2 protein-coding genes and 1 pseudogene are annotated in these 1,370 nt (G+C 74.4%); 2 read left to right on the top strand and 1 reads right to left on the bottom strand.

Annotated elements, in window-relative coordinates:
- A pseudogene (locus H5J33_RS35355) lies at positions 1 to 142 on the bottom strand (MBL fold metallo-hydrolase); the annotation flags it as partial.
- Between the two features lie 84 nt (positions 143 to 226).
- On the opposite strand from H5J33_RS35355, the gene H5J33_RS35350 reads away from it, so the two are divergent.
- Positions 227 to 658: a hypothetical protein gene (locus H5J33_RS35350; RefSeq protein ID WP_399553010.1), complete on the top strand. Its 432-nt coding sequence runs from the start codon at positions 227 to 229 to the stop codon at positions 656 to 658.
- A gap of 149 nt (positions 659 to 807) precedes the next feature.
- The coding region (locus H5J33_RS35345) for a phage holin family protein (protein WP_181798732.1) at positions 808 to 1,370 on the top strand (563 nt) is incomplete at its 3' end.

The following is a 1,370-nucleotide window of genomic DNA, read 5'->3' as shown; positions in this document are numbered from 1 at the left end:
ACGGTTCGGTACAGCCCTGATCGTTTGTCCGTGGCGGGCCATATGCTCGAAGCGGGGCGAACAGGGGATCGGTGAGCACCCGGATGTTCGCGTCCTCCACCACACAGGTGGCGTGACCCCACCAGGTGATCTCCACCGGCACCTTCTTCCGCCTCCTTCGCGCGACTCCCCGAAGCCTACGGGCAGGAGTAGGGTCGGCGGCGAAAACGGGAGGTGAGGGGACGCCATGAGACAGCCGCGAGGGCTTTTCGGCACGCTGACGCCGGTGCGGGTCACCGCCATCGCGAGCCTGACGCCCCTGGAGGAGCTGGAGGCCGACCCCTTCCTGGTGGACTCCCGGAGCCAGTACGCCATGTGCGCCCGCTGGGCCGCCGAGCGCGGCTACGTCATCGCCCGGGAGCTCCTCGTCGGCGGTCTGCGTTTCGATCACTGCGCGCTGTGGGAGGGGGTGCGCCCCGGGGTGGACGTGTTCGTCGCGCCCAGCCTGCGGGTGCTGCGCCGGGCCCTGTCGTCGGTGGAGGAGTTCACCGCCGAGTGCGCGCGCCGGGGCGTGCGCGTGGAGACGGTGGGGCGCGCCGAGCCGTCGTACGACGCGCAGATGAAGGCCCGGGTGCACCGCCGCCTGTCCATGCCGACGGCCGGCTACGACGGCCGCTGACGGCGGCCGCTGACGGCGGTCCGTCCGGGCCGCCCGCGCCCGTGTGACAAGGTGGAGCCGGGCCCGACCGGCCCGCTGGAGCGAGAGGAGGGTCCTCCTGGCCCGAGGGGCGGGAAGGGCCGGGTTGTGAGGTGTACGGCGTGCGGGGCATGCGGTGGCGGCGGATCGCCGGTCAGGTCGGGCGAAGCGTCGCCGTATGGGCGGTCTCCACGGTCACCATGCTGGTCCTCGCCGGGCTCCTGCCCGACTTCCGGCTCCGGTCCGCCGACGGCGACAGCGTCACCACCATCGCCCTGGCCGCCGCCTGCGGCGCGGGCGCCTTCGGCATCCTGTCGGCCGTGGTCTGGCCGCTGCTGGTCCGGCTGCTGCTGCTCGTGCCGGCGCTGGTCCTCGGCCTGCTGGTCTTCTTCCTCAACGGCTCCCTGCTGCTGCTCGCGCTGCGCGTCAACCCCTCCGGCCGGGGCGAGGCGGCGCCGGAGACCGCGGTCATCGTGGCCGCGGTGATGTCCGCCGTCGCCTCCGCGACCGGCGCGGCCCTCGCGGTGCGCGACGACGAGGCCTACCGCCGCCGGCTGCACCGCCTCGCCACCCGTGGCCGCCGCGCCCACCCGCCCTGCCCCACCACCCCCGGCCTGGTCTGCGTCCAGCTCGACGGCGTGGGCCACGACGTCCTCACGGACGCGGTCCGCGAGGGCCTGATGCCGACGGTCGC

The organism is Streptomyces sp. WELS2, from assembly GCF_013870595.1.
In the GTDB taxonomy this organism is placed as follows: domain Bacteria; phylum Actinomycetota; class Actinomycetes; order Streptomycetales; family Streptomycetaceae; genus Streptomyces.
Note: the sequence above shows the minus strand (reverse complement) of the source record. Positions and strands in the feature narration are given on the sequence as shown.

Bases quoted from the DNA above. Each gene is read 5' to 3' on its own strand.
- H5J33_RS35350 (WP_399553010.1), top strand. From the start codon at position 227: ATGAGACAGCCGCGAGGGCTTTTCGGCACGCTGACGCCGGTGCGGGTC.